This is a genomic window from Arthrobacter sp. ISL-85 (genome assembly GCF_018613675.1).
Classification (GTDB): Bacteria; Actinomycetota; Actinomycetes; order Actinomycetales; family Micrococcaceae; genus Arthrobacter.
In genome coordinates, this window is the sequence record NZ_JAGGPQ010000031.1 from 43,674 (window position 1) to 65,996 (window position 22,323).

Here is a 22,323-nt window from a genome sequence, read left to right on the forward strand (position 1 = left end):
GGGCTGGCAGTTCCTTTTCGAGTGAAGTCAGTTGCGGACTAAGCCCTGGCGGCTGGACTCCCGCGCTCCAAACTATCTTGAAGGGAGCCGCAACTGGCGTGCTTGGCGAGCGTGACGTAGCCGTGCACTTGCAAGAATCTCAGGCCGCCGGAAATCAGCTGGGCGAGTTGTTCCGGTGGAGGACAAATCCGGGCGCAGTGGCCCTTTTGCCGCTTCAGCTCCCTCCTGCCGGGGCCCTAAGAGCCAGGCCATGGCCTTCTCGACGTTGAGCTTCGAGGCCTGCCGGAGCGCATGCCACTGCCGGATGGGGTTGGATACGGAGACGGCGGACAGCCGGCGGAAAGATCGAATACCCTATTAGCTGGGTAAGGCCGAGACCTGCGTCCGGAATGGGAGCGGTCAGTGTTGCCGTTCAAGATCCCGGCCTTCATATGCCTGGCGGCCTGACACGTGTCGTTAATCGAGTCGGCGGGCCACGGAGCGTTTTCTTAACTCTGGCCCGCCGACTCCCGTGCCGGGATCTTCGGGGGTGACCCCGGAACGCCAGCTTGCGCTGCAAAAACATCATGGCAAACTGTCCGTCTCGGTCGAACAGGGTTTCCCGTTCAACGGGAATTCTCACAGGCGGCGGGATCCCAAGCCAAGCTGTTGGTCCCCGTCGAGCGCTTTCGAGATCGCGAAGGCGGCTGATCGGAGTACGGCCACCGTGAGGTTCACGTCGGCACCGGCGCGGGGAATAACTGCGGTAAGGGCGGCGGGGAGACCGCCGCGGTTTCCGGTGACAGGGACCGAGACGGCGAGGCCTTCGTTGGTCATGATGCTGGGCCGCGTCACGAATCCTTCATTCCGTACCCCGGCCAAGGTGGCCCGGAGGTCTTCAGGGTTGAGCGATGCCTCCATTACTTTTTCCTGAAAGGCCAGCGGCTGTTGGGCGAGCAGCACAAGACCGGACGGAGTTTTCAGGAGAGGAAGCCGGGCGAATTTTTGTGTCATGTTGACCGATGTTGAGCCCATGGAAACCCGCTCGAGATAAAGCACCTCGTCCTTGTCTAGGACCGCAAGTGTTATCTGCTGTTTCAGGACTGCATGGGCCGACTCCATGAGGGGAACCGCGGCATTTCGCAAAACGAGGAAAGTACTTCCCGGAGCTGTTAACCCTGCTTCGCGGATTAAGGCACCAACTCTTAGGCACCCTTTCGTGTCCTTTTCCAGGAAGCCGTGGGTCAGCAGACCCACCACTAACCGCTGCGTTGTTGAAATCGGAAGCGCGGCACGCGCTGCCAGCGATGTCAGCGACATCGACGGGTGCTCATCATCAAACGATGCCAGGATGCGGGAAAGCCTCGCAATCACTGACTCGCCTGTCGATGAATTGGCCATGGCCCAACTATGCGACCACCTCGCTCTGACTCCAAATTCGGCCCACTCTGGACTAGGCAGGACCGACCCGCAGGCGGCAACCGCCGCCACCCGGTTCCAGCAGTACCGGCTCGACGACGACATGAGCGACCTGTACTCCGAAGCCTCTACGGCTTCGGGCCTCGGTTCGGTAGTCGCTCCATTCGCCACCGATTGTTCATCGGCGCCGCGTTTCTGCACTCCCATTGCCCAACGATGCTTGGAAGTCGGCGGCTGACGTCTCGGCCGCCAACAAGGCTCGGGTCAGCTGGTCAAGCTTGCTCCAGAAGGCTTCCCGGAGTGCCCGGGGACGCCCTGCAGGTCGGTCTTGTATTCGCCAATCCGCTGGGCGCCGTCCTTCAGCAGGACCCAATCAACTTCCACCGGCAGGATGGGCCGGTCGGCCAGGAGCTCGTTCAGCTCGCCCTGGGCGATTGTGCCGTACCAACTGGTGGCTACGCTCTCCCCCGACTTCCTGAGCGATGTCCAGGAGGCTGTCCTCGGGCGGCAGGATCGTCAGCCCGTTCCCCCGGAGCTGTAGAGCAGGTGGGCTTCCGAGCGGTGGGGCCGCAATGGCGGCGGCAGGATCATCCGCTCCCGTGATTGTCCGGGACGAGCTGCCAGGTCGGACGGCCGCGGGCCGGGAGCGGGCGTGGGGACTGTGTTCTACGATCCCGACTCCAGACGAACGTCTGTGGAGACCCGGTTCGTGAGGACCCCGTACCGGTTCAAGACTGCGTCGGAAGTCACGGCACTTAATTCGATGCCTGCGACTAAGGAGCGAACTGCCGAGACGGTCTGTTCTGCAGAGTCCATAATCGCTGGGCGGGTCCCGCAACCAGGGCGCTACCGTGCCGGCCCCGGAACCGCGCGGTAACCCAGGCATTTCCTGCCCGCATGGTTTCCTACGCGCCTGACCAGGGAGTGTCCGGCGGAAGTGTCAGCTGGACCATCCCGCTCCGGGTGGATGATCTGGCCACGCCGAAACCATTACCCGGCATGTGTCGCCGTTCCCGGAAGTGTCCACATCGCTGACTCAGTAGGCTGTCACCGGCTGCTGGAGGAATGCGGCGTGGTGCTGGTCAGCGACGCGGTCGAACTCACCGAACTACAAGACGCCGGTGCAGAGGCAAAGGCGCCTCTGCTGGAAGGCAGCCGCCCTCCGCTACGAGACGCGGCTTTTTTCACTCACCGAGTGTCATGGGGGAACTCGAGATCATCCACCGCGGCTGTTAGTGAAACTGGTTGGTTCACCATATTCTGACGCCCATGTGGCTTGTACTCGGTGGCTTGTACTCGACGGAAAATCCAGCACCGGCTCTTGAAGGGCTGGTGCGCGCCGGGCCCCTTACTTGACAGGAGACCCGGTGTCCTATTGGATAGGCCAGTCGAACAAATGTGACGCGCAGCACTGCGAGCCGCGGCATTGACGTTCCTCGACAAAGGGAATACAAGCCGCAGAGCTGTTTCCTAACTTCTAGTGTCCTAAATAAGAGGCTGTGCTGTGCCCTGACACCGTCCGTCACGGCATTCCAGTTTTAGCCGCGAGTAAGGAATACCAATGTCATCTGCCTCCCCGGCCTCCGTGTCCGGAGCCACAAGCACTGGGGTCCGTCGACGAAATTTGATCCAGCGGTTCACCGACCTCTGTGTGCGGTATGTTGAGCGGTTCATGCCTGACCCGTACCTCTTCGCCGTCATTCTGACGCTGGTTGTGGTGCTCATGATTCTGCTCTGGGTGCCGGGTGCGTCGGGATCCGGAATCATCCAGAGCTGGTACCAGGGCGTCTGGGGAACCAACAACATCTTCACTTTCGCCCTCCAGATGGTGCTCATCCTGGTCAGCGGGTACACCCTGGCCGAGGCTCCGGTCGTCAAGAAGGGCCTGAACTGGCTCGCTTCCAAGCCGCGCAACCAGGTCGAAGGCGCCCTGCTGTGCTTCGGCGCGGCCGCCGCCGCCAACCTCCTGAACTGGGGCCTCGGCCTCGTGGTCGGTGCGCTGCTCGGACTTCGCGTCTTTGCCAGGCTGTCCAACGCCAACTTCGGCTACATGATCGCCGCCGGCTACATGGGCTACATGCTGTGGACCAACGGGCTCTCCAGCTCGATCGCCTTGGCCAATACCGACACCACCAGCAAGCTGAACGTCATCTACACGCTGACGCACCAGGTGGTTCCACTGGACCTGACCATCCTCCAGCCGTACAGCTACGTCACCGTGCTCGTCGCGATCGCGGCCCTGGCCTTGCTCATCTGGAAGATGGCCCCGCACGAGACCGATGACCAGGTTGACCGCGAAGCGCTGCTCGCAAGCGAGCCGGTTGAAGCTCCCCGCAACGAAGGTCCGCGGACCTTCGCTGATCGCCTTGAGGGACTCTGGATCCTGAACATCGCCCTCTTTTTGGCCGGTGCCACTTTCTTTGTGATCAGCGGCTTCGCGCTCAACATCTCATCGATGGTCATGCTCTTCACCATCCTGGCCGCCGCCCTGCACGGCACACCGATCCGTTTCATCCGTGCCTTCACCGAAGCGGCCAAGACCTGCGGTCCGCTGTTGCTGCAGTACCCGCTCTACGGCGGCATCGTCGGACTTCTCGCCTACGCACCGGACACCCACACCAGCCCCCTCCAGGTGGTCATCTCCTCGGCCATTGTTGCCGGGGCGTCGGTGGCAACCCTTCCCTTCCTGAACTTCCTCGGCTCCATCCTCATTTCACTCTTCATTCCCTCCGGCGGCGGCCACTGGGCCGTCCAGGGACCGATCGCTGTGGAGACTGCCCTGCAGATGGGCCAGTCATCCCCGGCCTACCTCGGGAAGATCTCCATGTCCGTCGCGGCCGGTGAAGCCGTGGCCAACATGATCCAGCCCTTCTGGCTGCTCCCCGTGCTGGCCATCGCCAAACTGAACGTCCGCAAGGTCATGGGCTATACCGTGGCCGCCTTCCTGGTGGGCTTCGTGATTTTCGGTGTCGCCATGCTGGTCATGCCGTATGTCTAGCCTGGACCGGCCCTTGACCCCGACGGCGGAAGCCCCCGCTAGCGCCCTCCTCGCCGAGGTCGTCTCCGGCCGGAAGACAGTGTGCCAGGTAGCCCAGGCGCACCTGGACACCATCCTTGCGCTGGAGCCCGAAATCCAGGCTTTCGCGCATCTGGATCCGGAGGCCGTGCGGGCTGCCGCCGGCGAACTGGACCGAGTTTCGCCGGGCGCTCTGGAAAGGCCCCTCCTGGGGCTGCCGGTCGGCGTCAAGGACCTCATCGACACCGGAGACCAGCCCACCGAGTACGGTTCGCGCCTGTTTGCCGGCCACCGTCCCGCCGGCGACGCGGCCGTGGTCCGCACGCTGCGCGACGCCGGAGCGCTCGTCATGGGCAAGACCGTCACCACGGAGTTCGCTTGCTTCAGCCCGGGCAAGACACGAAACCCCCGGGACGTGGAGCGCACACCGGGCGGCTCCTCGAGCGGATCGGCGGCCGCCGTAGCAGCGGGAATGCTTCCCGTTGCGCTCGGAACCCAGACCGCAGGCTCGGTCATCAGGCCGGCCTCCTTCTGCGGAATCGTGGGATTCAAACCCACCTTCGGCGCGATCGACCGCGACGGCGTCTTCCCGATCAGCGAAACCCTGGACACGGTGGGGCTGCTCAGCCGCAGCGTTGCCGACACGTCCGCCGTCTTCGATGTTGCCCGGACCAGTGCCTCGCGGGGCAGCAGGCGAACCGGCCCCGGCCGGGAGGTCGAGGTTGCCAAGCCGACCAGACTCGGCTTTGCCCGGCCCATCGAATGGGGCCAGGCCGACCCGTCAACGCGCGACGGCATTGACGCGCTGAAGCTTCAATTGATGGACAGCGACGTCGAAGTAGTGGAAACAGGCCTTCCCGCTGAATTCGAAGGGCTTACCGCCGCCCAATGCACCGTCATGGATTTTGAAGTCAGCAAGGCCCTCAAGAGCCGTTGCGAAAAGAATCCTGACCTGGTCAGTAAGAGCCTGATGGAGGTTCTGCGGCGCGGTGCTTCCATCTCGGCAGGGGACTACTCGGCGGCCCTTGAACTGGCCGAGCGATGCAAGGCCATGCTTCCCGAGCTATTCGACGGCGTCGACGCCCTCGTGGTTCCGGCGGTGATCGGTGAAGCCCCGCTGGGGCTGCAGGCAACAGGGGACCCGTTGTTCTGCCGTTCCTGGACTCTGCTCCATTGCCCGACCATCTCGCTTCCGATTCTGGAGGGACCGAATGGACTGCCTGTCGGCGTTCAACTGGTCGGCAACCTCCACGCGGACGACAACCTGCTCAAAACGGCGCAGACCCTGATGGACTGGAGCGCTGCAGCCGCGCAGGCATAGAACACCTTCAGAGTAGTGGGAACGGCAGGCACGACGGCGTGGGCACTGGTCAAACCGGTCACTTCGAGAATCCAGTTTCCCTGGTGCCTCTTGTCAAGCACATCTCCTGAAACCGGTCTCGTCTAGGTGTACTCAGTCAGTAGGTTGGTTGCACGTGCTGATGGGTGGTTTGCCTCCGAGGCTGCCCATAGGGAACACGCCTTCCATTCCTACTTATCCATGCCGCTTGGGATTGCAGTAGCAGTTCGGGGCGCCATCATGCTCGTCTTGTACGCAATGACAAAGAGCCGAACAAAGGCTGTGGCTGCTGCTGCTTCTGGACAGGCTGGCAAGCGCCAGGTGAAGTATGGAAACACCGGACGAGATTCGGGTTGCAGCCGATCTTGCCCGTCTGGCGGACCTCCATTCGAGGGGTGCCCTCAGCTCAGAAGAATTTTCGGCAGCCAGACGTCGCATACTCGAGAGCTAAATGTCCACGACTAAGGCTGTCCGGTATAGGACCTCTTACCGGACAGCTGGATCCCTGTGTCTACTAACCTCTGCGCCTCAAATCCCTTGGGTTTCGAGGCGCAGAGGTTTCGAGACACCGCATCGGGCTGAGGCGCGTTTGGTAGGTGGTCGGGCGGTGGCCGTTCCTCGACCTGCCCGTGATCGTCAGCATGCATTGCGGGAAAGCCCGGTGCATCGATGAAGCGCCAGCTCCTAGAATGGGTGGGTGGACCTTTCGCACCTCGGCGCCCCGATCGGGCCGATGATCCGCGTGCATGGCGGGTTCGCCAACCGGATGTACCGGCTCGACACCGACCAGGGGTCGTTTGCAATAAAGGAGCTAAACCGCGTCGACCGCCGCTGGACCTGTCGCGTCGAGCACGTGTTCAGGTTTGAGCGGAGGGCCTTCGCCGTCGGCATCCCGATGCCAGAGCCGATCTCGGCGGACCACTTCACGCTCGTTCACCGATGGGTCGAAGGCGAAAAGGTGCCCGAAGCGCCGGTGTCGGCGGCGTACGCGTTTGAGGTCGGCGAGATCCTTGCTCGCATCCATGCGCTCGACGTCGAGTGGACAAATGTATCGATCGAGGACCCGGCGTCACAAGACTGGTCCGAGCTCGCCGCTCGGGCGACGGCAACAGGACAGCCATGGGCCGACGAGCTCGCCTCTCACGTCGAGACGTTCCTCGCGATTGCCCACTTCGTCGACTCCTGCGAACGGCCAGGCCCCATCGTGCTGACCCACAGAGACATCCAACCGTGGAACCTGCTCGCTCGAGAGGGGCGGCCGGTGGTGCTCGATTGGGAGCTCTCGGGGATGCTCGACCTGTCCAGTGAACTCGGCTCGACCGCGCTGAGCCTCGCAAAGGGACCCGGCTTGGAGGACATCAAGCCCGCCGTTTTCCGCTCCGTTCTCGACGGCTATGTCGCGGGAGGCGGAGCGCTGCCGCCACCAGGGCCAAGCTGGTTTGTCTTTATGATCGGAGCCTGGTTGGAGCACACGAGGTGGAACATTCTCCGGTGCCTCGCCGGTGTCGAGGCGAGCACCGGCCCTGACCTCGCGCTATCGCACGAGTCCGTACGCAACGGGGTGACCGGCCTCCCCGACCTGTTTGGCCGGCTTCCGGAGCTCGAGGCGCTGCTGGTGTGACGTGCTGCACCAGGGGTGTCCAAAGCCCTACTCGCCCAGTGACTACGCGGAGTCAGCAGAGAAGCGGGTACCAGTAAGGGTGATGTTGTCGTTGTGCGCGGTGAGGATAAGTTGATGAGCTGCGGCGTCCACAATGCACCCGCTGGGGGCAGCGATTGCGGCAGAGGCATCGGCAATAATTGAACGCGGACGCGAGGGTGTATTCCAGCTCGGCAACTGCTCAGTGGATGACGTTGCTGGAAGAACGACCCCAGGTGTTCCGGTCAAGTCCGCTGCAGAAGGTGGCGTTTTAGACGCGCCGGGCCCGCGTTGTGTAGCCTTTTTGGGTCGCGGCGGTGGCCACCTGGGCGTGCAGAACAGATCTGGCCGCTACCAACAGGTCTGCGACTTCCGGGCAGGCCAGCCGGTACACGATCCGGTCTCCCGAGCTGTCGCATTGGACCAGGTGCTGGGATCGCATGCGCGTCAAATGACGCGACAGGTGCAAAGTCTTCACTCATGTTGCCTCGCACAGCTGCGAAAGGGAGGACCCGCCGCCGCAGACCAGCTCCAGGATCTGCGCTCTCACTGGGTGGGCGACCGCCTTGAAAATCTCCGCTACAGCCGGCGTCGATGACCCGACGCGGGCCACACCCCTCGCCTCACCCGCAACGCCGCGTTCACTGCCCATCCCTGCCTTCTTACCGGCATGTCCGGGACGGCCGCTGGCATCTGCCGTTAATGACGGTGGTCGCGCCCAGCCGGGATCAAATATTTCCTCCACCGGGCGGCGGAAGTAGCGGGCCATGGCGATGGCCAAGGGAAGGGAAGGAAGGTACCGGCCAACCTCAATGGATTGGATCGTTTGCCGCGAGACCTCAAGGGCGGCAGCGAGTTCCCCTCGCGACATTCCGGCAGCGATGCGGAAATCGCGGACTTTGTTCTGCACATCCACCCCCGCGTAAGGGCCGCTTGTACGAATACGTTGATCTTACTGAAACAGGAGCCCAACGTGCGCACACCCTGGCAGCCAGCCTCGTCGCCGCCGTCGAAACCGGAGCGGCCCCCGAAGCGGTACGGGCATGGGTCGCGGCCGGGGCCGCACGGTCCTGAATCCTGGCGGGCGGTCCAGTACGTGCGTGTTGCCCCTCTCGTGCACTCCAGTACGAGCGATTCCGTGGGCGATCCTGATCATCGACCACGGGACAAGCAAGACATGATGGTCGATGTTTACCATCTCCGCTCGGCGCAGCGACCTTCTAGGATTATTTGCTGAGCACGCCCTTGACACAAGTGATGTGTACCACGCATTATTTTTATCGATACAAATTGCTGTTAGCGCTCGTCGGTGCGGACGGGGAGGTGGAGAAATGAAAGAGCTTACAGGCCCGTTCCGGGCACGGGTTTCTGAGGTACGTTCGTCAGCTTGCCGCCGTCGACCCGCGGGCTATGACTCGAACGGAACTGATAAATTCCAATGGTTCCCGCTCAGGCGACTCACCGGAAATCCGCTGGACCAGCAGTTTGACTGCAGTTCGCGCCATGTCGGTACTGTCCGGATCGACAGTGGAGAGGGCAGGGATGCTGTACTCGCCCTCCTCCAAGTTGTCGAAGCCGATCACTTTGACATCCTCGGGGACGCGGAGTTTGGCCTCGTGCAGGGCGCGGAGCGCGCCGAGGGCAACGGTGTCGGTGGCGCAGAACAGCCCGTCGAAGTGGGTCCCGGCGTGGAGGAGGCGGTCGACCGCTTCACGTCCGCCCTTCAGAGTGAATTCGTTGATCGTGACGTGCAGCGAGGAATCGCTGCCGATGGCTGCGGTTTCCAGCGCCTGCAGGTAGCCGGCGTAGCGGAGCGAGGATGCGTCAGGGTCGGTTCCCATGGGGCCCATGACCGCTGCGATGCGGCGGCAGCCGCGCTCGATCAGGTGTGCGGTGGCGGCCTTGGCTCCGTCGACGTTGTCCATGGCGACGTGGTCAACCGGGCCGGAGAAGATGCGTTCTCCGAGGATTACGACCGGGTAGTCCACGCGCAGCATGTTGGCGTCCCCGGCGCTCAGGCCAACGGTGCTGAGGATCAGTCCGTCGTACATCCGGTTGCGGGACAACGCCAGGGCGTTGATCTCATTTTCCTTGCTGCGGCCGGTCTGTTCCACGAGGACGCGGAGGTTGTACGCGGCAGCTTCCTCGATCACCCGGGTTGCGAAGTGCCCCCAAAAGGGGCGGTCGAATTCAGGGACCGCGAGCCCAATGGTGAAGGTCCGGCCAGCGCGCAAGTTCCGCGCCGCGTGGTTGACGCGATAGTCCAGCTCTTCCATCGCCTTGACCACTTTCGCCCGTGTACTGCTTTTCACGTGCGGGTGGTCGTTGATGACATTGGACACCGTCATTGGCGAAACCCCCGCTGCCCTGGCCACGTCCTGGATGGTTGCCATCCTCTTACCTCTTCCCGCACAACAGTGAACTGACTGATCAAATGAAACCACGAAGTTGTATCGATCAATGACTATTGTATCGATCCATACCCCAAGGAGAACCTTTTGAATCCCAATAGCGGGGAGCAGGCTGTTCCGGCCATCATTGACGGCTATTACGCCGATCCACACCTGTGCGTCTTTGACGGCCGCTTCTATCTGTACCCGACGACCGACGGCAGTGACTCCTGGGACTCCACGTCCTTCAAGGCCTTTTCGTCCCCGGACCTACTTGAATGGACCGATCACGGAATCGTCTTCTCGCTGCCGGACCACACGCACTGGGCCAGAGAGCACGCATGGGCCCCGGCTGTCGCTGAACGGAACGGCAGCTATTTCCTTTACTACACCGCCGAACAGGAAAACATTGGAGTTGCCATCTCCTCCTCCCCCACCGGTCCGTTTGCGGACTTGGGACGGCCACTCATTGCAGAAGGCGATTTCCCTGGCCGGGCCATCGATCCAAATGTCTTCGTTGATGACGACGGGGCTGCATACCTGTGCTGGGGCAACGGCATCGCCCACTCGGTGCCCCTGAATGAGGACATGGTCTCGTTCAACCCGGCCCTGGTGATCTCCTGGATTCCGACGGGTTTCCGCGAGGCCGTGAACCTGCACCGGCGCGCGGATACCTACTACCTCTCGTGGTCCGAGAACGATACCCGCGATGAGAACTACCGGGTTCGCTACGCAACCTCCACGAGCCCCTTCGGGCCATGGACAGAGCGCGGCGTGCTCCTGGAAAAGGCTCCCCAGCGGGGCATCAGGGCTACCGGGCACCACTCCATCGTCAGGATCCCCCACACCGATGAATGGCTTATCGCCTATCACCGTTTTGCCATCCCCGGAGGGACGGGATACCGGCGGGAATTGGCCATCGATCCACTGGTCCACACCGATGACGGACTGCTTCAAAAAGTCATTCCCTCCTCCGAACCCGTCGTGAGGGATCTGGCGACCTATCGCCCCGAGTCCGAAAAAACATCACACTAACACTGGAAAGGCACCTGCAATGCTCGATCACACACCTGTCTCCCGTCCCCGCCGCAAGACTTTCCTGCGCCTGACAGTTCTCGGAACCGTACTCGCGGCCGCGACCGCCCTGACGGGGTGTTCCGGTTCCCCCGGCGGCTCTGACGCTGATAAGACGGTTAGCTTCTACTCGTGGGACAACGAGGCAACCCTGAAGCCGGTCCTGGACGAGTTCAAGAAAGAAAACCCCTCGATTGACCTCAAGGTCTCCTACGGCACCCCGGTACAGGGTTACATCTCCACCCTCCAGACTCGCATCAATAGCGGAACCGCAGCCGACGTCTTCATCATCACCGCCGAAAACAAGACCGAAATCATGAACGGCGGATTCGCCAAGGACCTCAGCGGTGAGCCCTGGATCGGAAACATCGCAGACGCCGCCAAGGCCACCTACACCAAAGACGGCAAGGTTTACGGTGCAGCAACCGCCTCCTGGGGCGGCGGCATCCTCTACAACAAAGACCTCCTGGCCAAGGTCGGCTTCACCAACGCACCAGCGACCTGGGATGAGTTCCTGACCCTGTGCAAGAAGCTCAAGGACGCCGGCATCACGCCGTTTTACGAGGGCGGGGACGGAATCCCGGTGAGCCTCGCGGCCCTGGTCGGGCTCCAGAACGAAGCCAACGGAGGCACCATGGACGCTGACATCTGGGCCGGCAAGACGTCCTTCACCAAAACCTGGACCAAACCGTTGGAGGAATGGTCCCAACTGTTCAGCCAGGGCCTCGTCCTGCCATCGGTGGCAGGCCTGACCGGGGACCAGGTCACCTCCGAATTCGAGAAGGGCTCGGTGGCGATGATCGGCACCGGCTCATGGGCCTTGGGCAGCATCCAAAAGGCCGCTCCCAGCCTGAAGCTGGATTTCATGCCGGTACCTGGCGACTCCGGCAATTACTGGGCAGGGGCCGTCTCCCCTGGCTACGCGATCAACGCAAAAACCGAACACGGCGCCGCAGCCGAAAAGCTCGTCGAGTTCCTGCAAAGCAAGACCGCCGTCGAGCTTTTCCAAAAGCAGACCGCCGCCATCACAACGACGAAAGACTTCACACCCCAACTCGACCCGGCCCTGTCCACCATGGCCCCCGCAGTACGCGATGGAAAGTTCTATCTCCCCCAGGTCACCTGGCCCACCAACTCCGCAGCCCTGAACAGCGAGACGGTTTCCCTCCTCCAGCAGCTCATCCAGGGCCAGACCACACCCGACAAGGTGGCATCGGCACTTGACGCGAAGCTTGCCTCGCTCCAAGGCAAGTAGCACCCCGAGGGGCCGGCCGGAACAGGAACACCCGCGGCCGGCCCCTCTCCCCCAGAAAGGCATCCCTACCTTGGCACTCTCCACTACATCCGCATTGCAGCCGATGCGGTCCCCCAACGGCAGAGACAAGACGCTGCCCCGGAAACGGATTCACCGGCTGTCCGTCACGTCGTGGGCCTTTATGGCCCCCATCGCGGTGGTCTTCGTGGCGCTCTATATCATTCCGATGACCCAGTCGGTGTACTACAGCTTCACCGACTTCAACGGCTACGTCAGCAACCCCAAATTCGTCGGCCTCGATAATTACACCCACCTCTTCAAAGACCCGTCGATGCTCTCGGCGCTCGGCTACACCATCTTCTACGCCGTGACCACCACCATCCTGGTCACCGTCGCAGCCATCCCCCTGGCACTTACACTGAACAGGAAATTCCTGGGACGCAACCTCGTCCGGTCAGCATTCTTCTTCCCCGCGGTTCCCAGCGTCGCCATCCTGGGCTTGGTATGGGGGTTCATCCTCAACCCCCTCGGCTCAGGCGTGCTGAACAGCATCATCCATTCCCTCACCGGACTCGGTCCCATCCCCTGGCTCTCCGACAGCACCCTCGCCCAACTCTCCACAGTGGTTGTCACAATCTGGGCCCAAACCGGATGGCACGCGGTACTGTACCTGGCCTATCTTCAGGCGATCCCCGCCGATTACTACGAGGTCTCCAAAATCGACGGGGCAAGCGGCTGGCAGAGCTTCCGGTACATCACCCTCCCATTGCTGGTCCCGGCCATGGCCGTCAGCCAGCTGCTGCTGATGACCAACGGCCTGAAAGTCTTCGACCTGCCGTTCACCCTCACACGCGGCGGCCCTGGCTTCTCCACCAGGACCCTCACACAGTCCCTGATCGAGGACGGCATCGCCCAGTCACGCGTTGGCGCCGCTTCAGCTCTCGCTGTCCTCTTCCTCTTCGTCGTCGGCCTCGTGGTGCTCGGCCAGATGGCCATCACGAATGCACTGCAAAGGAAATACTCATGACCAGGAACCGGCACGTCCTGACCTCCGTGCTCATGATCGCGCTTGCGGTCCTCATGAGCGTCCCGTTCTACTACATTGTGGTCAACACGTTCAAAACGCAGGAGGAGACCACCAACAGCCCGCTCGCCCTGCCCACCCACTGGGTCCTGGACAACTACGTCAAGGTCTTCGAAGGCACCCCGGTCGTCCAAAGCCTGATGAACACGATCTACGTCACGGTGATCTCGATCTTCCTCATGCTCGCCATCGGGTCCCTTGCCGCGTTCGGTCAGATCACCGACCGGAGCCGCGTTTCCCGGATTATCGGGGCAGTCCTTGTCGCAGCCTTCATCATCCCCGGCCAGGCCACACTGGTGCCCCTTTACCGGATGCTCGTCGGTGTTCACTTGGTGGATTCGCTCAACGGGCTCATCGTGATCTACGCCTGCGGGTCCATCTTCTGCTACTACCTCATCCTCGGCTACATGCGAACCATCCCGGCAGAGCTCCTCGAAGCAGCCAGGATCGACGGTGCCGGGCCCTTCCGCATCTACTGGATGATCGTGCTGCCCCTCATCCGGCCGATCCTGGTCACCGTCGGCGTATTCCAAACCATGTGGGTCTGGAACGACTTCATCACCCCGAATGTATTCATCAGCTCCGAAGAGAAACAAACCCTCGTCCTGCAGGTCTACACCGCGGTGGGGCAGTTCACCACCGACTGGCCCTCCTTCATGACCCTGACCGTCGTCGTCCTGATCCCGATGGTCCTTTTCTTCATCTTCATGCAACGGCACATCGTCAGCGGACTGGTCAGCGGAAGCGTCAAAGGATGACCGCGCCCACCGCCGGCTACCTCTTCACGTACTTCACCTCCGCCGCGGAGCCGGACGGGGAACAGGTACGTTTCGCACTCAGCACCGGTCCCAGCCCCCTCGACTGGACGAGCCTCAACGGCGGCAGCCCGTTCCTCTACTCCACCGTCGGGGAGCAGGGCGTCAGGGACCCCTTTGTGCTACCGCCTGGCCGTCGGCGTGCGAAGCGCCTCGCTGACGGCGTGGCGGCCGATACTGCCGGTGGCGCCGGCAATCAGGACGGAAGAGGGGCGGGTGTTCATGTGTTCTCCTTGACGGCGGCTGGAGCCGCCTGGCGTTGTGTGGCTGCCCAGCTGGCGAGGACTTTCAGGGCGTCCTCGGACGGGGTGCCGGGTTCAGCGGTGTAGATGTTGATTCTCAGTCCCGGGTCTGCCGGCAGCTCCATTGCCTCGTAGGTCAGATCGAGGTCTCCGACGATGGGGTGGTGGAGCCGTTTGCGGCCGGTGCGGTGGTGTTTGACGTCGTGCCGTGCCCAGCGGATGCGGAACTCCTCGCTGCGGGTGGAGAGTTCGCCGACCAGGTCCGAGAGGTCTTTGTCGTAGGGGTTCTTTCCGGCGGCGGACCGCAGGACAGCGACCACGTCGTCAGCGGCCCGCTCCCAGTCGATGAAGAATTCCTGTGCTTTGGGGTTCAGGAAAGTGAAACGTGCGCTGTTCGGCGGAGCGGCGTTGGTGTCGGTCATCATGTCCAGGTACAGGGCCCGGCCCAGATCATTTGCTGTGAGGACGTCGCCGCGGTCGTTGCGGACCCAGGCAGGCGCGGTCGTTATCGCGTCGATGACCCGCTGCACGCTGGGCCGCACTGTCTGCGGGCTGCGCTTGCGCCGGATCCGGGGGGCGGCTGTGGCAGCCCGGGCCAGGTCGAAAAGGTGGGCCGTCTCGGCGTCGTCGAGCTTAAGGGCACGTGCCAGTGCTTCCAGGACGCTGTCCGATGCGCCGGAGAGGTTTCCGCGCTCAAGGCGGATGTAGTAGTCGATACTCACGCCGGCGAGCATCGCCACTTCCTCGCGGCGCAGGCCCGCCACCCGCCGGTTGCCGCCGTACGCGGGAAGACCGGCCTCCTCGGGTGTGATCCTGGAACGGCGGGAACTTAGGAACTTCCGCACATCATCGCTGTGTGTCATGGCATCCACGCTACGCGGGCACTTCGGGGCGAGGGAGGCACTGGCATTACCCTGAACACCAGTGACTCCCGGCCCTAGGGGAAGCACGGTTGCATGGAAGACATGAAACCGGCACCAACCACCCCCGCGCACCCGGCAGCAATCCTGGCGATCATTCTCGCCAGCTACTTCATGATCCTGCTGGACAACTCGGTCATCTTCACCGCGTTGCCCAGCCTCCAGAACGACCTGCAGCTCAGTACCGGTGAACTGACCTGGGTTCAGGACGCCTACACACTCGTCTTCGGCGGCCTGCTCCTCCTCGGCGCCCGTGCCGGGGACCTGCTGGGCCGGCGCCGGGTGTTCGTGTTCGGGTTGGTGGTTTTCTCGCTTGCGTCACTCCTGATCGGGTTGGCCCCGGCAGGATGGTGGGCGATCGCGGGCCGCGCAGTCCAGGGAATCGGGGCTGCCATCGTCGCTCCCGCGTCGTTGTCCCTGTTGACAGCAAGCTTCCCGGAAGGCCGTGAACGAACCCGGGCCGTGTCCCTGTACGGCGCCACGGCCGGGATCGGCGCCAGCCTCGGGCTGGTCATCGGCGGCGCCCTGGCCCACTGGATTTCATGGCGGGCCGGGTTCTTCGTCAACGTTCCGATCGGAGCTTTGATGATTGCCCTTGCTCCCCGGTTCCTCCCCGAAACCGGACGGGCCCGCGGCCGCTTCGATGTCCTCGGGGCGCTCAGCGCGACCCTTGGCGTGGGCGCCCTGGTGTTCGGCACCATCCACACCGCCGAAGCCGGGTGGGACACGGCCGCCCTCGCCGCGGTGATCGCCGGCGTCGTTCTTTTGATCGTGTTCGTGCTAATCGAACGCAAGGCCGCCCAGCCCATCATGCCGCTGACGCTGTTCGCCAGCCGCCGCCGCACCGGCGCCTATGTGGCACGCTTCCTCTACCTGGGTGCCATGATCGGTTTCTTTTTCTTCACCACCCAGTTCATGCAGGAAGTCCTCGGCTTCAACCCCCTGCAGGCCGGTCTCGGCTTCCTGCCCATGACCGCCGTGAACTTCGCCGTCGCCATGAGCATCCCGCCACTCGTCAGGCGCATGCCGGGTTCAGTGGCCCTGCTGGCCGGCGTCCTGATCACCCTCGCCGGAATGTTCTGGCTCAGCCGCGCCGGAGCCGATTCCAGCTACTGGACCGGAGTCGCCCTGCCGATGGTCCTCATCGGCGCCGGTCAGGGCTTTGCCTTCGCCCCTCTGACCTCGTTCGGCATCATCGGTGCCCCCGCCGCTGACGCTGGCGCCGCGTCGGGGCTGGTGAACACCTTTCACCAGGTGGGCACCTGCCTGGGACTGGGCATCGCGGTCGCGGCAGCAGCCACCGTCCCCGCGGTCGGCCCGGCCACGGAACAGTTGGCCGCGCAGGTCAGCGCCGCCCTCACCACCGGCAGCGTCCTTCTGTTCCTGTCCCTCGTTGTCACCGCAGCACTCATCCTGCCCGCAGACCTGGCCTCCCGCCGGACCCGCGAACCGGCAGCAGTGCCGGCACCACAGGGTGCACACGCCCGCTGACCAACTCAACCGGGTGCCCCTCGGAAAGGGGCTGCCTTCAGCCTCCATTACGTTCAACGAATCAAAAGGAAACCACGATGAAAACACGCAAGCTTGGCGACGGCCTTGAGACATCGGCCATCGGTCTCGGATGCATGGGCCTGAGCTTTGGCCTCGGCCCCGCTACCGACCGGGCAGAAGCCCTCGCCGTGATCCGGTCGGCCGCCGAACGCGGCGTCACCCTGTTCGACACCGCCGAGGGCTACGGACCCTACGTCAACGAAGAGCTCGTGGGCGAAGCCCTGCAGCCCATCCGCGACAACGTGCTGGTGGCCACCAAGTTCGGGTTCGACATCAACGCCGACGGGGAAACTGTCGGGCTCAACAGCCGACCCGACCACATCCGGGAGGTGGTGGATGCATCGCTGCGCCGGCTGTGCACCGACCACATCGACGTGCTGTACCAGCACCGGGTCGACCCGAACGTCCCGATCGAGGACGTCGCAGGCACCGTCAAGGAACTCATCACCGAAGGCAAGGTCCGCCACTTCGGTCTCTCTGAGGCCAGCGAAACCACTATCCGCCGCGCGCACGCCGTCCACCCGGTCGCCGTCATCCAGGACCACTACTCACTGTGGATGCGGGAACCGGAAACCACAAAGTTCGGGGTCTGCGAAGAACTCGGAATCGGACTGGTCGCCTGGGGACCGCTCGGACAGGGCTTCCTCACCGGTGGCATCACCCGTGACATGAAGTTCGACAACCCCAACGACCTGCGCGCAGACTTCCCACGCTTCACCCCGGAGGCGCTTGAGGCGAACTTCGCCCTCGTCGATTTCCTCAAGGACTTCGGTAACGAAAAAGGCGCCTCCCCCGCCCGGATCGCCCTTGCCTGGCTCCTGGCCCAGAAACCGTGGATCGTTCCGATCCCCGGCGGTACCCGCCTGACCCACCTCGACGACAACCTTCCCGCAGCCGACCTCGAACTCAGCGGCAACGACCTGCAAAGGATCGACGAAGCCCTGACCGCCCTGGACCTGGTCGGTGCACCCCTCTCTGCCGGGCTCGACGCCGCCATTGACCGAGACCGCTGACCGAAACAGTCAGGATGCTGGCGCTACCGACCCTCACCTGGACGCGCCGCTGCGCCAGCATCCCCTGTGCTTCATGCGGGTACTGACAGGCACTCCCCCAGCAGCCCGTGCCCGGTGTTGACTGAACACCAGCTAATAACCACGTAAGGAAAACCACTGTGCGAGCAACCCTGATGTACGGCGCCGGAGACGTGCGCGTCGAGAGCGTCCCCAACCCCACCCTCCAGGAGCCCACCGACGCCATCGTGCGTATCGTCGCCGGCTGCATCTGCGGCAGCGACCTCTGGCCCTACGGCTCCAAACCCGAAACCAATGAAGGGGCCCGGATGGGCCACGAATTCGTCGGTATCGTCGAAGAACTCGGCTCCGATGTGACCGGCCTGGCCGTCGGGGACTTCGTCATCGCACCGTTCGTCGCCTCTGACGGCACCTGCGATTTCTGCAAGGAAGGACTGCAGACCTCCTGCCGTCACGGCGCCCACTGGGGCGGCCACGGCGACGGCGGCCAAGGCGAATATGCCCGGGTCCCGCAGGCTTCAGGCACCCTCGTCACGGTCCCCGCCGGGTTCGACGAGAAGCTGATCCCGTCCCTGCTAAGCCTCTCCGATGTCATGTCCACCGGTTACCACGCAGCGAAGAAGGTCGGCATCCAGCCCGGCCAGACCGTTACCGTGATCGGTGACGGCGCAGTGGGACTCTCCGCGGTTCTCTCCGCCAAGCTCATGGGCGCCTCGCGCATCATCCTCATGGGCCGGCACCAGTCCCGCACGGACCTCGGCCGCGAGTTCGGCGCCACCGACGTCGTCGCCGAACGCGGCGAGGAAGGCATCGCCAAGATCCGGGAACTGACCAACGGAGACGGAACGCACGCCGTACTCGAAGCCGTGGGCCTCAAGCCAGCACTCGAAATGGCCATCGGCGTGGTCCGCGACGGCGGCATCATCAGCCGCGTCGGCGCACCGCAGTTCTCCGACGTCCCCCTCGGATTCGCCGAGTTCATGCGCAACATCACCCTCACAGGTGGTGTCGCACCGGCCAGGGCCTACATCGAGGAACTGCTGCCCCTCGTGCTGGACGGCACCATCGAACCAGGCAAGGTCTTCGACCGCACCATCGGCCTGGATGAGGTCCCCGCGGGCTACCAGGCGATGGCCGACCGTGAAGCACTCAAAGTACTCGTCCGCCCCTAACGAAAAGGACCTGAACATTATGGACATCACACTCAACAACGGCGTCACCATGCCCGCACTCGGGCTCGGCGTCTTCCAAAGCCCGCCGGAAGAAACAACAGCCGCGGTCGTGGCCGCCCTGGCTGCCGGTTACCGGCACATTGACACTGCCGCCGCCTACGGAAATGAGCGGGAGGTCGGCGACGGCATCCGCCGTTCCGGCCTGGACCGCTCCGACGTGTTCATCGAGACCAAGGTATGGGTCAGCGACTACGGCTACGAGGAAACCCTGCATGCGTGGGAGAAAGCGGTCGGAAAGCTGGGGGTGGACTACCTCGACCTGCTGATTCTGCACCAGCCGGTGCCGGCCCGCTTCGAGAAGGCCATCGCCGCGTACAAGGCGCTGGAGACCCTGCTCGCCGACGGGCGGGTCCGCGGAATCGGCGTCAGCAACTTCATGCCCCACCACTTGGCGCAGCTGCTCGCCGAAACCGACGTCGTTCCGGCCGTGAACCAGGTTGAGCTGCACCCGTACTTCAGCCAGCCCGATGTTCAGGCGGCCAACGCCAGGCACGGTATCCTCACCCAGGCCTGGTCGCCGATCGGCGGTATCACCTTCTACCCCGGCTACGGCGAGGACCGGAAGAACGTCATGCAGGACCCCACGATCACTGCGATCGCTGAAGCGCACGGCAAAACCCCCGCGCAGGTCATGCTGCGCTGGCACCTGCAGCAGGGCCGCTCAGCCATCCCGAAATCGACCAACCCGGCCCGGATCGCGGAAAACTTCGACGTGTTCGACTTCGAACTGGCCGACGGCGAGGTTACTGCCATCGACGCCCTGGACACCTGTGTGCGCAACGGCCCTGACCCTGACGCCGCCCGCGACCAGTGGTTCGTCGTCTCCATCCCCGAAGCCTAGGCTCCTCAGAACCAGCAGATAGAAGGGAAGCCAACATGGAATACCGCCCGCTTGGCCACGCCCGGGGGAAGGCCAGCCCCGTGTACCTCCGGGCACACGAACTAAGGCCTCTGGTACGTCACTGGCAAGAACCATGAGCGACAAGGTGATGGGGACCCTCTACGACACGATGTGTGAAGCGATGGTTGCCGGTGACATTGCCACCCTGGACAGCATCCTGGCCGACGGGTTCACGCTTACGCACATGACCGGATACGTGCAGTCGAAGACTGAGTGGTTGGACGCCATCGCCTCCGGCCAGATGCAATACCACCGCATGGAGACAGTCCAGGCAAGCTCAACTCCGGAGGGAGCCGCGCCGGCACTGACTGCGCGCACGCTCACGGACGCCACGATCTGGGGGTCGAGGGCTACGTGGCGGTTGACGCTGCGTTCCTGGTTCGAGGTGCGGGACACGGAATGGGTCATCACACGAACGGTCGCGTCCACCTGGTAACCACCTCATCACAAGGGTGAAATCGCGCCCGACCGGATCAGAAGAAGACTAGTAGTAGGAGGGCTTGATGGAGGGCTTGGAAACCGTTGTGCTCTTGGGCGTTACCGTCCTTGCCGGGACAGTATTGGCTCCGCGGCTCCGCATCGCCGTCCCCCTGCTGCTGCTGGTCTTCGGCCTTCTCCTTGGCTTCGTCCCCCAGCTGCGGCAGGTTGAGCTGCCACCGGAGACCGTGCTGTTGATCTTCCTGCCGGTCATGCTGTTCTGGGAAAGTCTCACCACCTCACTGCGCTCCATCCGCAGGGACCTGCGCGGCATCGTCATCATGAGCACCCTGCTGGTCGTCGCTTCCGCCCTCGCCACAGCCGGGGTGGCCCACCTTTTGGGTCTGCCCTGGAATTCGGCTCTGATCCTCGGCGCGGCCCTCGCCCCACCGGATGCGACCGCCGTCGCCGCCCTCGGGCGGATGCTCCCGCGCCGGAACTTCATGCTGCTCAAGGCTGAAAGCCTGACCAATGACGGCACGGCCCTGGTGCTGTACGCCATCGCAGTCGGGCTGACCCTGGGCGGCAGTTACACCCCAATCGATGTTGCCGGGCTGTTCGCCCTCTCCTACCTAGGAGGCGCTGCAGCGGGTGTGCTGGTCGCGGCCGCGGTCTATCTACTATTGGTCCGGATCCGCGACCCGCTCACCATCAACATCTCCCTGTTGATCACCCCATTCGCCGCCTTCCTGCTCGCCGAAGCTGTTGGAGCCTCGGGCGTGCTGGCCGTAGTCGTCGCCGGGTTGATCATTTCCTTCACCGCAAGCCGTATCAGCACCGCAGCATCCCGCCGCCAGACCGAGTCAGCGTGGCCGCTGGGTTCCTACCTGCTCAACGGTTCCCTGTTCGTTCTCATCGGTCTTCAGGTCCAGGCCGTCGTCCACGAGATTCAGCCCGGGGACGTGGGCCGGCTTCTACTGTCCACAGCCGTGGTGTGGGCCGCCCTTATCGTGATCCGGTTTGTGTTCCAGAGCGTGAGCATCACCCTCATCCGACTCCTGGACCGCCGCCCATCCCAGCGTCAACGCAGAATGACCTACCGAGCCCGGGTCGTCAGCTCCCTCGCAGGCTTCCGCGGTGCAGTGTCCCTGGCGATCGCCCTGTCCGTGCCACCCATGCTCAACGACGGCACTCCCCTTCCCGGCCGCGACGACATCATCATTATCAGCGCCGGCGTGATCGTGCTGACCATGCTGATCCAGGGGCCACTGCTCCCAGCCGTGGTCCGCTGGGCCAGACTGCCCCATGAACCTGAGGAAGAAGAACTGCGCCTGGCAGAACTGGCCATCTCCTCAGCAGCCGTCAAAGCCGTCGACGAACTCGCCAACCAACTCGGAATCACACCCGAGGTTTACGACCGCATCGCAGACGAATACCGAACCCATCACTCAGCCATCCAGGCCCAGACAGAGGGCACTGACCCGGACACTGCAACACAGGCCCGCGAAGCGGAAAAACAGCTCCGTCACGCCCTGCTCGACAAAAAGCGAGAAGTGCTCCTCGGGCTGCGCCTCACAGGCACCGTCGACGATACCGTCGCACGACGCATCCAAACCCGGCTCGACATCGAAGAACAACGCCTCACCGGCGTCGAAACATACGACTAGCACCACCACGTTCCCGCCCCGACGGAAGGATCCTTCCGTTTCAGTGGGCAGCACGTGCGCCTGAACACCAGCGGTCCGGGACCCTCCAGCACCCCGTTGCCGAGGCATCACTCGCTCCTCTAAGCCGAGTAAGAAAATCAGGGCTGCAACAGCCGGGGGCCTGATGGCATCAACACTGACAGGGTGCAGTAGCCCGGGGCCGACGACCCAGGATCCGGCTCCGGCGGCAAGATCGGTTTCACCGCTTTCGGCCAAGGGGGGCGACTTACGCCGACGGCCACGACACGCCCACGGGGCAGTACGGAACTATTCATGATCGCTGCCGGGGCCGGGACTGTCCGATAAACGGTGT

The 22,323-nt window shown here is 63.5% G+C and carries 18 protein-coding genes; 14 read left to right on the forward strand and 4 right to left on the reverse strand.

Translation table 11 applies throughout. The features are described from left to right. Positions 1-618 precede the first annotated feature (618 nt). Entirely contained in the window at positions 619-1,380 is a 762-nt protein-coding gene (locus tag J7I84_RS20580; protein WP_214946375.1) for an IclR family transcriptional regulator, read from the reverse strand. Between the two features lie 1,579 nt (positions 1,381-2,959). Here J7I84_RS20580 and J7I84_RS20585 point away from each other — a divergent pair. The 4 genes from J7I84_RS20585 (at position 2,960) to J7I84_RS20600 (ending at position 7,374) form a co-directional block, all read left to right on the forward strand. Beyond that, complete coding sequence (locus J7I84_RS20585) at positions 2,960-4,396, forward strand: TIGR00366 family protein (RefSeq protein ID WP_214946376.1); 1,437 nt, start codon at positions 2,960-2,962, stop codon at positions 4,394-4,396. Then, positions 4,389-5,735 carry an amidase gene (locus J7I84_RS20590; protein ID WP_214946377.1) on the forward strand — a complete coding sequence of 449 codons (1,347 nt, stop codon included), beginning with the start codon at positions 4,389-4,391 and terminating at the stop codon, positions 5,733-5,735. The genes J7I84_RS20585 and J7I84_RS20590 overlap by 8 nt, the downstream gene beginning before the upstream one ends. A 346-nt stretch (positions 5,736-6,081) precedes the next feature. Then, complete coding sequence (locus J7I84_RS22125) at positions 6,082-6,204, forward strand: SHOCT domain-containing protein (protein ID WP_214946378.1); 123 nt, start codon at positions 6,082-6,084, stop codon at positions 6,202-6,204. A 246-nt stretch (positions 6,205-6,450) separates the two neighbouring features. Continuing rightward, positions 6,451-7,374 carry a phosphotransferase family protein gene (locus tag J7I84_RS20600; RefSeq protein ID WP_214946379.1) on the forward strand — a complete coding sequence of 308 codons (924 nt, stop codon included), beginning with the start codon at positions 6,451-6,453 and terminating at the stop codon, positions 7,372-7,374. 496 nt (positions 7,375-7,870) lie between these two features. Here the strand turns inward: J7I84_RS20600 and J7I84_RS21960 are convergent, their stop codons facing one another. After that, the gene (locus J7I84_RS21960) at positions 7,871-8,302 is read right to left on the reverse strand and encodes a helix-turn-helix domain-containing protein (protein WP_214946380.1); all 432 of its coding nucleotides are present in this window, start codon (positions 8,300-8,302) and stop codon (positions 7,871-7,873) included. Between the two features lie 472 nt (positions 8,303-8,774). Beyond that, positions 8,775-9,785: a LacI family DNA-binding transcriptional regulator gene (locus J7I84_RS20610; protein WP_214946381.1), complete on the reverse strand. Its 1,011-nt coding sequence runs from the start codon at positions 9,783-9,785 to the stop codon at positions 8,775-8,777. 105 nt (positions 9,786-9,890) lie between these two features. Between J7I84_RS20610 and J7I84_RS20615 the strand changes: the two genes are divergently transcribed. The 4 genes from J7I84_RS20615 (at position 9,891) to J7I84_RS20630 (ending at position 13,953) form a co-directional block, all read left to right on the forward strand. Continuing rightward, a complete protein-coding gene (locus J7I84_RS20615; RefSeq protein ID WP_214946382.1) occupies positions 9,891-10,817 on the forward strand; it encodes a family 43 glycosylhydrolase in 927 nt (308 codons plus the stop codon). A 19-nt stretch (positions 10,818-10,836) separates the two neighbouring features. Further along, a complete protein-coding gene (locus tag J7I84_RS20620; protein WP_214946383.1) occupies positions 10,837-12,111 on the forward strand; it encodes an ABC transporter substrate-binding protein in 1,275 nt (424 codons plus the stop codon). A 70-nt stretch (positions 12,112-12,181) separates the two neighbouring features. Continuing rightward, positions 12,182-13,138, forward strand: coding sequence for a carbohydrate ABC transporter permease (locus tag J7I84_RS20625; protein ID WP_214946384.1), 957 nt, complete (start codon positions 12,182-12,184; stop codon positions 13,136-13,138). Continuing rightward, a complete protein-coding gene (locus J7I84_RS20630) occupies positions 13,135-13,953 on the forward strand; it encodes a carbohydrate ABC transporter permease (protein ID WP_214946385.1) in 819 nt (272 codons plus the stop codon). The genes J7I84_RS20625 and J7I84_RS20630 overlap by 4 nt, the downstream gene beginning before the upstream one ends. 277 nt (positions 13,954-14,230) lie before the next feature. On the opposite strand, the gene J7I84_RS20635 is transcribed toward J7I84_RS20630, so the two are convergent. Beyond that, a complete protein-coding gene (locus tag J7I84_RS20635; protein ID WP_214946386.1) occupies positions 14,231-15,115 on the reverse strand; it encodes a helix-turn-helix transcriptional regulator in 885 nt (294 codons plus the stop codon). Between the two features lie 93 nt (positions 15,116-15,208). On the opposite strand from J7I84_RS20635, the gene J7I84_RS20640 reads away from it, so the two are divergent. The 6 genes from J7I84_RS20640 to J7I84_RS20665 all read left to right on the forward strand — a co-directional run bounded on the left by J7I84_RS20640 (position 15,209) and on the right by J7I84_RS20665 (position 21,971). Then, positions 15,209-16,663 carry an MFS transporter gene (locus J7I84_RS20640; RefSeq protein WP_251046894.1) on the forward strand — a complete coding sequence of 485 codons (1,455 nt, stop codon included), beginning with the start codon at positions 15,209-15,211 and terminating at the stop codon, positions 16,661-16,663. A gap of 77 nt (positions 16,664-16,740) precedes the next feature. Beyond that, a complete protein-coding gene (locus tag J7I84_RS20645) occupies positions 16,741-17,736 on the forward strand; it encodes an aldo/keto reductase (RefSeq protein WP_214946387.1) in 996 nt (331 codons plus the stop codon). A 158-nt stretch (positions 17,737-17,894) separates the two neighbouring features. Next, positions 17,895-18,926: an alcohol dehydrogenase catalytic domain-containing protein gene (locus J7I84_RS20650; RefSeq protein ID WP_214946388.1), complete on the forward strand. Its 1,032-nt coding sequence runs from the start codon at positions 17,895-17,897 to the stop codon at positions 18,924-18,926. Between the two features lie 19 nt (positions 18,927-18,945). Next, positions 18,946-19,827 (forward strand): aldo/keto reductase, encoded by an 882-nt coding sequence (locus J7I84_RS20655; RefSeq protein ID WP_214946389.1) that lies wholly within the window; start codon positions 18,946-18,948, stop codon positions 19,825-19,827. A gap of 133 nt (positions 19,828-19,960) precedes the next feature. Beyond that, positions 19,961-20,323: a nuclear transport factor 2 family protein gene (locus J7I84_RS20660; protein WP_214946390.1), complete on the forward strand. Its 363-nt coding sequence runs from the start codon at positions 19,961-19,963 to the stop codon at positions 20,321-20,323. A gap of 67 nt (positions 20,324-20,390) precedes the next feature. Then, positions 20,391-21,971, forward strand: coding sequence for a Na+/H+ antiporter (locus tag J7I84_RS20665; RefSeq protein ID WP_214946391.1), 1,581 nt, complete (start codon positions 20,391-20,393; stop codon positions 21,969-21,971). Positions 21,972-22,323 lie beyond the last annotated feature (352 nt).